Annotated in this window: 8 protein-coding genes and 1 pseudogene; all 9 read left to right on the forward strand. The window is 42.6% G+C overall.

The genetic code is table 11. The features are described from left to right. Positions 1-86 precede the first annotated feature (86 nt). The gene (locus G9G54_RS23650) at positions 87-338 is read left to right on the forward strand and encodes a hypothetical protein (RefSeq protein WP_165179808.1); all 252 of its coding nucleotides are present in this window, start codon (positions 87-89) and stop codon (positions 336-338) included. 856 nt (positions 339-1,194) lie between these two features. Continuing rightward, a pseudogene (locus tag G9G54_RS23655) lies at positions 1,195-1,422 on the forward strand (NAD(P)H-binding protein); the annotation flags it as partial. 173 nt (positions 1,423-1,595) lie between these two features. Beyond that, a complete protein-coding gene (locus tag G9G54_RS23660; RefSeq protein WP_069291934.1) occupies positions 1,596-2,618 on the forward strand; it encodes an NADH:flavin oxidoreductase/NADH oxidase in 1,023 nt (340 codons plus the stop codon). Positions 2,619-2,682: 64 nt separating this feature from the next. Next, positions 2,683-2,862, forward strand: coding sequence for a xenobiotic reductase b (locus tag G9G54_RS25895; protein WP_238808370.1), 180 nt, complete (start codon positions 2,683-2,685; stop codon positions 2,860-2,862). A 505-nt stretch (positions 2,863-3,367) separates the two neighbouring features. Then, positions 3,368-3,778, forward strand: coding sequence for a MarR family winged helix-turn-helix transcriptional regulator (locus G9G54_RS23665; protein ID WP_165179823.1), 411 nt, complete (start codon positions 3,368-3,370; stop codon positions 3,776-3,778). 74 nt (positions 3,779-3,852) lie between these two features. Beyond that, complete coding sequence (locus G9G54_RS23670; RefSeq protein ID WP_165179824.1) at positions 3,853-5,616, forward strand: ABC transporter ATP-binding protein; 1,764 nt, start codon at positions 3,853-3,855, stop codon at positions 5,614-5,616. Beyond that, positions 5,609-7,459, forward strand: coding sequence for an ABC transporter ATP-binding protein (locus G9G54_RS23675; protein WP_165179825.1), 1,851 nt, complete (start codon positions 5,609-5,611; stop codon positions 7,457-7,459). The genes G9G54_RS23670 and G9G54_RS23675 overlap by 8 nt, the downstream gene beginning before the upstream one ends. Before the next feature lie 120 nt (positions 7,460-7,579). Next, the gene (locus G9G54_RS23680) at positions 7,580-7,888 is read left to right on the forward strand and encodes a hypothetical protein (RefSeq protein ID WP_165179826.1); all 309 of its coding nucleotides are present in this window, start codon (positions 7,580-7,582) and stop codon (positions 7,886-7,888) included. Between the two features lie 298 nt (positions 7,889-8,186). After that, positions 8,187-8,366 (forward strand): hypothetical protein, encoded by a 180-nt coding sequence (locus G9G54_RS23685; RefSeq protein WP_238808372.1) that lies wholly within the window; start codon positions 8,187-8,189, stop codon positions 8,364-8,366. The last annotated feature ends 1,950 nt before the right edge of the window (positions 8,367-10,316 follow it).

Genomic DNA, 10,316 nt, shown 5'->3' on the forward strand with positions numbered 1-10,316 from the left:
GAACATATTATTAGGATGCGGATTGGATAGAACCGATCCCTGGGTTGGAACTGAAAGTCAGGAAGTGGGTTGGGGAGAAGGACCCGATGACTCCGCAGCCGAAAAAAGATGGAATGATTGAAGATCTGATTACACTTGGACACGAAGGCAGCGGCAATGGCCTGCGGCATTTTGTTGCCGGTAAGCCGATCCAAGCGTGTAGCTACATGGAGGTTAAATTTGGGGACGGCTGGATACCAGGGAGATACGAGTGGTCATTTGAGAAAGATAGCCCGAACTCCTCTCGGCACGAATGGATTTCGATCCATGAGGGGCATCTAGTCCGGGTAAAAGCTTGAATGTTGTCATGCTGTACACGTTACTGACTTACAGGATCTTGGGGAGTCAGCGGTTACTGTGATCAAATGGTGGAAAAACCACGGCATGGAGACAACTGCAGAGATTTAAAGATTGGTGGGATGAAATGTTTAAGAGATTCAAATTTTGCTTCAGGCTTTATCAAGGGCGTTCGCTTGAAACTGTTTGCATAAATTTTATATTTAGTTTTCTCGTTGGATTATTCTTGTATTTAGGTCATGCACCGGTTTCATGGTTGTCAATCGACATTATGGCATTCTTCTTGGATTGCTTAGCTTTAACACGAATAGTCTGGTGGCTACGAGTTCCTGGTAAAGGGACGAATATTTACGGCTATTTTCGATGGGATAATACGATAGAAATTCATATCGGAAAGGTTAAATCACCAATGGAGTTTCAGCGTCGGATTAGAAACACAATCAAATATGCTCGTGAAAAAGGATATCTTATTGAATACACTTCCGGCATATTGACGCAGGTATGAGTTACGGTAATACATGAGACGAATTTAGCTATACTTTTTTTGGTATATGTCTGAGACTTTTTTAGCCGGGCAGATCGCCTACAGTTTACTCAAACGGATGTTGTGTCGCTGTTGCGGTTCAGGTAGAACCAGTAGCTAAAAGGAATCTACTGGTTCTCATTTCTCTTCACAGTTATAGAATGACGAGTGATCATATTAGGGTGTGATTATGTTATTGTTGGAGGATAAGTCTCAGTTATAATCCAAAAAAAACGTAAAAAGTCTCAGTTATAAAGCAAGAAAGTATCACTTATAACTAGAAATTTTAGGAATGTAAGAATAACTTTTGTCTCAAGTATAGCCATTACTCATAGCTGGAAAGCAGCAGTTTGAACTACACAATCATAAGACCGGGGATTCTTTTGAATGAAATCGGTACGGGAAAAGTGGCTGCCGCGGAGAATATCACCTATGGCAGTATCCCACGTGAGGATGTAGCCCGTGCCATTGTGGCAGCTTTAGATGAGGAGAACACATACAAGCGAGCATTTGATCTGATTACTGGTGACGATTCAGTTGTCGAAGCATTGCAAAAAATCTGAAGATGAGGATCAAGTGTGAATCCAAACAATAAAGAATTATTTGCACCAGCTACTTTGAAGTTTTGAAATCATGCCTAGAGTTGACAAATGAAACAAACATGTTAATGTATATGCTTGTGCATGCATTTTATTGATGCATTTCATAATATAAATCAGAGAGGAGTCTTTCTCACATGAAAGATTTATTTAGTCCCTATACAATTAAAGGTTTGGAATTGAAAAATCGCGTAGTTATGCCTCCAATGTGCCAATATTCGGTTGACAAAAAGGATGGGGTTGCCACAGATTGGCATTATATACACTACGTTAGCCGGGCGGTAGGCGGAGCTGGTTTTATCATAATTGAAATGACAGATGTAGAGCCAGATGGTCGTATCTCCGATTTTGATCTTGGTTTATGGTCAGATGAGCAGATTCCTGCTCTCAAACGGATTGTAGATGCTTGTCACAGCTACGGTGCCAAAGTGGGAATCCAGATCGCGCATGCCGGACGCAAGGCGGAAGATGCTGAAGTCCCTGTAGCACCATCTGCTATTGCATTTGATGAAAACTCAAAACAACCTCGCGCGCTTACAACAGAAGAGGTTAAAGGACTCGTTGAAAAATTTCGTGCTGCTGTAGCTCGCGCTGTTAAGGCTGGATTCGACAGCATTGAAATTCATGGTGCACATGGCTATTTGATTCATCAATTTCATTCGCCGCTTACGAACAAACGGGAAGATGAATATGGTAAAGATCTTACCCTTTTTGGTCGGGAGATCATTCAGGCAGCGAAGGGCGAAATGCCGGAAGATATGCCACTGTTGATGCGTATTTCTGCCAAAGAATATGTAGAAGGTGGATATGGTATTAAGGAAAGCATTGCTTTTGCCAAGGAATATCAAAAGGCAGGAGTAGATATGTTTGATATTTCATCTGGCGGTGAGGGACCTATAGCTGCATGGGGCAGACCAGGAACTCACGCAGCGTATCAAGTCCCCTTGGCAAAAGATATCAAAGAAGCTCTGGATATTCCGGTGATGGCCGTTGGAAGACTGGAAGATCCAATTTTGGCGAATGCAGTTATCGGAAATGAAGAGGCCGATCTGGTTGCTGTGGGTAGAGGGATGTTGAGAAATCCTTATTGGTCACTGGAAGCAGCATCAAAATTGAAAAAAGAAACTGCAATCCCTACACAGTATACTACAGGGTTTTAAGACTGACTGTATACATTACTGATTGAACCTGCTTGGGTCAGTAAAACGATTCGAATCAAATAAATTGGCTTCATCAGCAGTGCAACCACAAGGAGAGCAACTTGCGTTTTATGGCGGCAAAGGAGCTCTTGCTAATCATAATTGGCCTGTCAAAGTTAAAAATGATGAACCTCTAGCTATATTCGACCAGGAAAATATTTTAAGACCGAATGCAACGATAAAGGAATTTGAATTGGTCGATTAAGCAAAAAAAGTACGTCCTTTAGACCTTCTGTAAAGTACTCTATCAAGGTACTCTACAAAAGGTCTAATTAATGAGCTCTGCGATCACAGAGAGCATCCAGAATATTGTTGCTCAAACCAATTTGCTGGCTGCCTGGGCATGAGCATGGAAGAAGGTTCCCGATTGTGGCGGGAGAAGTGCGTAAGATTGCCGAATATGCTTTGAATCTGTGGGCGGAATCGATGACCAGACGATTCATCAAAGTACGGCATGTAGAACTTGACCTTACAAACAATAATGAAGATGTTCAGAGGAAGATACATAAGAAGAGATTCAGTTTTAGCTCTGATGTTTTTACATTGGACTTTGTGTAGAAAAATTGGTAAAGATACAAGCTAGTTACGGAGGATTTTTTTGTATTCCATATTTTCTCTAATTGACTTTGTGACTCGACATTATTATTATCTTATACTATAAGATTAATTATCTCATACTATAAGGTATTAGCGAGAAGGTGTTGTGACCAATGGATTATAAAGCATTAGCGACAGAACTATTCGAGTATGTCGTCAAATCGCGGAAACCGGCATTAGAGGAACGAGGGCACTTCTCACGTGGCGAAATGGGGATTCTCATTTGTCTGAATTTCAATAAGGACGGGGTCACCTCTGGCCACTTGAGCGAATACTTGTCCGTCAGTACGGGACGGGTAGCAACGGCACTGAAGAGTCTGGAGAAGAAAGGACTAGTTGTACGGCGTACTGATGTCAACGACAAACGTAAGGTGATTGTATTCATTACGGATTCAGGTAAGCAATTTATGATTGATAGGCATAATGAAGGAATTGCATGGACCGAGAATGTTCTTCGAAAGTTAGACGAAGAGGATGCTAAAGAACTGATTCGACTCATTAAGCTTATTGTCTCTAGAAGCTGAATTTCTATGCAGATGCAGGACGCGCCATACTTCACCAAACATCAAAGACTATCAGATAAAAGGAGAGCAACAGAATGCTAAAGATATTCAAATATCTCAAGAAAAATGAATGGATGCTCGTACTTTGCAGCCTAGCTTTCATCGTTGTGCAGGTATGGCTTGATCTGAAGCTGCCTGATTATATGGCGGAAATTACGACCAAGCTGCAAACGGAAGGAACGCCTGTGTCCGAACTGCTGATTCCCGGCAGTTACATGTTGTTTTGTGCCGTCGGCAGTATGATTGCATCTATTATTGTGGGCTATTTCGCGGCAAAGGTGGCTGCTGGGCTGGCTATGCGTCTGCGTGCGATGGTCTTTGACAAGACCTTATCCTTTTCTATGGAAGAGATGAACAGCTTTTCGACGGCAAGCCTCATTACCCGCTCCACGAACGATGTTACGCAGATTCAAACGGTGGTTGCGCTGGGGTTGCAGGTGATCATCAAGGCACCTATTCTGGCCGTATGGGCTATTGTGAAGATTGCGGATAAAAACTGGCAGTGGACCGCCTCCACAGGAGCGGCCGTGGCTGTTCTGATTTTAATGCTAAGTGTCATTGTTGTTTTCGCTCTTCCAAGTTTTCAGAGAATCCAGCGTCTCACCGATAATCTGAACAGGGTAACACGTGAGCATCTGATCGGACTTCGGGTAGTACGCGCTTATAATGCAGATCAGTATCAGCAGGAGAAGTTCGAGCAGGCTAACGTTGAGTTGACGAATACAAACCTGTTCGCGAACCGATTAATGACGATGATTGGCCCCGGTATGACCTTTATTATGTCAGGTCTGAGTGTCTCTATTTATTGTATCGGCGCTTACCTGATTAACGGGGCGGCCGTACCAGACCGCATCACGTTGTTCTCCAATATGGTCGTATTCTCCTCTTATGCAATGCAGGTGGTTATGGCCTTTATGATGGTAAGTATGATATTCATTCTGATGCCTCGCGCCTCGATCTCTGCCAAACGGATCATGGAGGTTTTGAATACCGAATCCAGCATCGTTAACGGGCATGAGACGACTGGAGAAGAGAGCGTTATGGGGCAAGTGGAATTCCGTAATGTCAGCTTCAAATATCCGGACGCGGAGGAGGCCGTGCTTCGCAACATTAGCTTTACGGCGAAACGAGGCGAGACGGTTGCCTTTATTGGCGCTACAGGCAGCGGAAAAACCAGCGTGATCAATCTGATTCCCCGTTTCTATGATGTGACCGAGGGAGAGGTACTCGTGGATGGTGTGAATGTCAGGAACTATAATCAGCAGGCACTCCATAACAAAATCGGGTATGTCCCCCAGAGAGCTGTATTGTTCAACGGTACGGTTGTATCCAACGTTTCGTATGGCGATAACGGAAGAGCAGGAGCTTCGGAGAAACTCGTTAAAGAAGCCGTTGGTATTGCTCAAGGAACGGAGTTTGTCGAAAAGATGGATGGTCAATATCAGGGTAGAATTTCGCAAGGTGGAGCGAACGTGTCCGGTGGCCAAAAGCAGCGGCTGTCCATTGCGCGTGCCATCTACCGTCAGCCGGAAATTTATATTTTCGATGATTCCTTCTCGGCATTAGACTACAGAACAGACCGGATTCTGCGCTCCGCTCTCAAAAAAGAAACCGGCCACGCTACGACACTTATCGTTGGTCAGCGCATAGGTACTATCAAAGACGCTGATCGGATTATCGTGCTGGACCAGGGAGAGATTGTAGGGAGCGGCACGCATGAAGAGCTGATGACGAACTGCAGCACCTATCAGGAAATCGCATATTCGCAGCTTTCGAAGGAGGAACTCATACATGGATAAGAATGAACACACCGTCGACAGCCAGCAAATGAAAATGAATCAGCGAGGTCCCATGGGTAAAGGACCCGCGGGGGGCAAGGGTACTGGTGAAAAAGCGAATAATTTTAAAAAGACCATCAGCCAGCTTGTATCCTACAGCAAGGCTTATGTGCCTATGATTATACTAGCTATGGTACTGGCCCTGGTCGGCTCCACCCTCAACGTGATTGGCCCCGATAAGCTCAGCGATATTGCCAACCTGATTCAGGAAGGAATCGTGACCGGGATTGATGTAAGTGCTGTTCAGAAGATTGTTCTTGTATTGGCGCTTTTATATGGATTTGGTCTTATCTTTAACTATTTCCAGGGCTTCATTACAGCAACCGTCTCGCAGCGTCTTACAAAGAAGATGCGGACAGAACTGTCTCGAAAAATCGATCATATGCCTTTGAAGTATTTTGACTCTACGAGTTACGGTAATGTCCTTAGCTGTGTAACCAACGATGTCGATACCATTGGACAAACGTTAAACAACAGTCTCGGCACGCTTGTCAGTGCGCTGGCTACCTTCGTGGGCGCCTTGATTATGATGCTGTATACGAACTGGATCATGACCGTTACCGGAATTATAGCTACGCTGATCGGCTTTTGCCTGATGAGCGTGATTATGAAGCATTCACAGAAATACTTTGTTGCACAGCAAGCGGAGCTTGGCCAGATCAACGGTCATATCGAAGAAACTTATGCTGGTCATAACGTAGTCAAGGTATATAACGGGGAACAAGCAGCCAAGGAAGTGTTTCATGGCATTAACAGCCGCTTATATACAAATGCATGGAAGTCCCAATTCATGTCTGGTCTGATGATGCCAGTCATGATGTTCATTGGAAATTTTGGTTATGTCGCGGTCTGTGTCGTGGGAGCTTTGCTGGTCAACCAACAGACTATAACTATTGGAACTATTGTCGCCTTCATGGTGTATATTCGTCTGTTTACACAGCCCTTGTCGCAGCTGGCACAGGCCGCAACCAATCTGCAGTCGGCGGCTGCCGCCAGTGAACGTGTATTCGAATTTCTGGGTGAAGAAGAATTGGCAGATGAGCGTCACAAGACCATAAAGCTGGACACTGCCAAAGGGGATGTCGAATTCAAACATGTCCGTTTCGGCTATAATGCAGATCGTATGATCATCAAGGACTTCTCCATGAAAGCTGAAGCTGGTCAGAAAATTGCCATTGTCGGTCCGACAGGCGCTGGTAAGACCACGCTCGTGAATTTGCTCATGCGGTTTTATGAGCTGAACGATGGAGAAATCTACATTGACGGCACCCCGATTAGCCAATTAACGCGCGAGAATATTCATGAATTATTCTGTATGGTGCTTCAGGATACCTGGCTGTTCGAAGGAACGATTCGTGACAATATCGTCTTTTCCAAAGATCATGTTACCGATGAGCAGGTGGAAGCTGCATGTAGAGCGGTGGGTCTGCACAGCTTCATTAAAACACTGCCGCAGGGCTATGATACAGTGCTGGATGACAAAGCCAATCTCTCTGCCGGTCAAAAGCAATTGATTACCATTGCAAGAGCCATGATTGAAGATTCACCCATGCTCATTCTGGATGAGGCCACAAGCTCGGTCGATACGCGTACGGAATTGCTGATTCAACAAGCGATGGACCAGCTGACTGTGGGGAAAACCTCCTTTGTGATTGCTCACCGACTTTCGACGATCAAGAATGCGGATCTGATTCTGGTCATGAAGGACGGTGACATTATCGAAATGGGTAACCATGAGGAATTGTTGGCTAAAGGCGGCTTCTATGCCGATCTATACAATAGTCAGTTTGAACATGCATCTTAAAAGTAAATGCTTGAAAGCATATTAAATATCCATATAATTCCAACGAAATTGACAGCAGCATGTGGACATTATAAGGTATGAAAGCCAGAATTTTTTAATCATAATTGTGGAGGCAGATCAATGAACCAGCGTTTTCGAATCACCCGTTCCATGCAGGAAAGTCCTGTGGAGCAATCCATTACCCTGGAGGAGTGCAAAGATTACTTTGCATCCCAGCCAGACTTTTCGTATTCACGAGTACTAATCATACAAGGTGCTGAGAGCACCATGTCGATCAAGGGAGACTTTTTCATGTGGAAGTATGCTGATGTAGAAATACCTTTTCGTCATTACATGGGTGATGTGTATGTGGCTATTTCCGATGAGGCTGTCGTGCCTAAGATGATTGAAATTGCAACAGATTTGCAAGCAGATGTGGTGGATGGGTGAAGAACTATTCACTATTCTTATTCTGCTGAAGGTAGTTGACTTCGAAGTATATCTTTACAGCAAATTGACAGTGCTGATTTCTGTCTGCTGACATCGAGTTACATAGATGTCAGCATTTTTGTTAATTATGTCAATATACTGGGAAGAATAATCCATACCACAAAATACATATTCCATTGGCTTGATACTAAGAGACTTAACAGCTGGATCAACTAAAAGGGGAACATGCTAGGTTAGAGATGTTTCGCTGTTTCTCATTACGGAGGCAGTGCAAGCTGGTAAATTAGGCGAACAACCATTGGCGGTAAAAAGCGGCGATTTAATTATTGCTTTGGATGGCGCATTAATGGAGATCTCCAGTTCGGAACAGTTTGGATTGTCAGGATGGGCTGTCAGTGCTCGTTTGTATGGAATGTTTAGCGAGGAAGACAGTAATGAGATTGTTTTGCGTAAAAAACTGGAGCTTCCCAACGGGTGAAGCATTTCGAATCATTTCCCTGCCTGACGCACACCATTTTGAATCGGTTAATGTGAACAGCTGCGGCAAGCCCTTTTCATTTAAAAGACGTGATGTACGAGGGTTTGTCTGGATTTCTGATGAGTGGTTTCAAAGGATTCGTTTCCTGTCTGGTCACAGGGCAGAAGCTCACTCGGTTGTGATGCGCTCGGCAACAAAAACGATTCGATTCGTACACAGTATACATTCCACAACAAATGTTTCCGGTACGTTTGCTGTGGGAGTATTCACTTCATTCTTAAGGGTCAAGTCGCCAAAACTTTAAAATAGCAAGTCTCTTGCAACATGGAGACTTGCTATTTTGTATTTTCCGTTCATTAAATTTTGCGGAAAAAAATAGTTCCAAAGTTATGAGTTTTCTAAAAATTTATATTTTTAAAGGGGAATAAAAACGTTTCTATTAATTAAAAAATAAAATTTATAGCTTAAATTAGAGGAAATTTAAGCTGAACTAAAATTTCAGGAGAAAAATTAAAGAAAATTCCGCATGTAAATTAGTTCAAAAGATCTATTAAAAGTCACTATCTATTTAAAAAGTGAAGAGTTATTAATTTTGAATCATTCCAGCTTAATGCAAATAAATTCCATGATATAGGTAATTAAAGAATATTGCTGAAAAAGTTGAAATTTGTCGGATAATGTCAGGATTGATTTGTTATATTTGTGTTAATGGTATGTAACGTAAAATTTGTTTTGGCACAAGGGTTTTGGACTTTCTTGCAAGCCTACATCATTTTGATTTTATCAATTTATAAAATCAAAAATTTTGTTTTGAATCACGTTAACGGGTCATGGTCAGTATTCAATTTAATAAAAAAGTAAAATTCTTGCATTTTAAGATATAAAAATAATAGAATAATATGGGTTATTTATTGATTTCATGAAATTCATCAATTTGGAACTTATGTCCCATGCTAATCGGTTTTAAAGTTTGTATATTTAAAATAGCTAGAAAGTATTGGGAGGAAAAAAGGGATATAAGGATTTATTGTGAGATTTTGGACAGTAAGAGGATATGAGAAATTTATATGTCGACTCGGTCATGTCTTGGTTTTAAAAACGTGATCCATCTGACTGAGAAGATCCAGTTATTTTGTTTTGCCCGACATGAGGGCTTTGCCTAAATGGCTTACAGAACATGACAGTTGTTCAACAGAAGCTCCATGGGTATCAAACAGAACAACATGCCCTCACGGCTTCCCGAAATGGCTTCATAAGTACATAAGCTGTTTTCTTTTTTAGACACTGTATGGGAGCACTGATTGTAATTGAAACAGCATGGCAGTTGTATAGGCAAAACTGCAAGATTCCCTGTCCATAGCATCATATCTGGTAAATCCGTCTCACATCATTTTCCGTATTCCAAAAGACAGCTCTATTATTTTTAAGGTATGCGAAATATATCCTTAACAGCCTGGGAAGCCCGTTGGCTCGTCCGATGACCATCATTTTTCATCCATGTACAAAATCAGGAAGTTATAAGCACAGTCGTGAGTATTTTTTTGTCCTTTCATCCTAGTATTAGGCTCCTAACCACGCTGCAGCAGATCATGTATCTCACAGCATCGATACCCTCCAGCCAAGATTCAAACAGCACACATCATGATACACTACGTTGTTAACACTGCGGCAACCATTCTACAACCCACCACCAAGATGTACTCTCAGCATAATTCAAAAATGTTCTCACTCCATGCACATATTCATACATCCAGAGTCAGAGTTATTTCACTATGTTCGCCCAACTAAAAAAGCTTGCACTGCGAAAGTGTGAGTGATGAAAAAGAGAGATGTGCTTGTTTCGATTCAAATTCAGCTCTTCGAAGACACCCATATCTCAATGGTATATCAGGAGTGGTCGCTTTTGCCGACTGCCATTAGCAATTTAATGCCGGTGAAAAGGTACGCATG

Origin of the sequence: Paenibacillus sp. EKM212P (assembly GCF_011066115.1) — a bacterium.
Taxonomy (GTDB): Bacteria; Bacillota; Bacilli; order Paenibacillales; family Paenibacillaceae; genus Paenibacillus; species Paenibacillus polymyxa_B.

Bases quoted from the DNA above. Each gene is read 5' to 3' on its own strand.
- G9G54_RS23650 (WP_165179808.1), top strand. From the start codon at position 87: ATGACTCCGCAGCCGAAAAAAGATGGAATGATTGAAGATCTGATTACA.
- G9G54_RS23675 (WP_165179825.1), top strand. From the start codon at position 5,609: ATGGATAAGAATGAACACACCGTCGACAGCCAGCAAATGAAAATGAAT.
- G9G54_RS23670 (WP_165179824.1), top strand. From the start codon at position 3,853: ATGCTAAAGATATTCAAATATCTCAAGAAAAATGAATGGATGCTCGTA.
- G9G54_RS23680 (WP_165179826.1), top strand. From the start codon at position 7,580: ATGAACCAGCGTTTTCGAATCACCCGTTCCATGCAGGAAAGTCCTGTG.
- G9G54_RS23665 (WP_165179823.1), top strand. From the start codon at position 3,368: ATGGATTATAAAGCATTAGCGACAGAACTATTCGAGTATGTCGTCAAA.
- G9G54_RS23660 (WP_069291934.1), top strand. From the start codon at position 1,596: ATGAAAGATTTATTTAGTCCCTATACAATTAAAGGTTTGGAATTGAAA.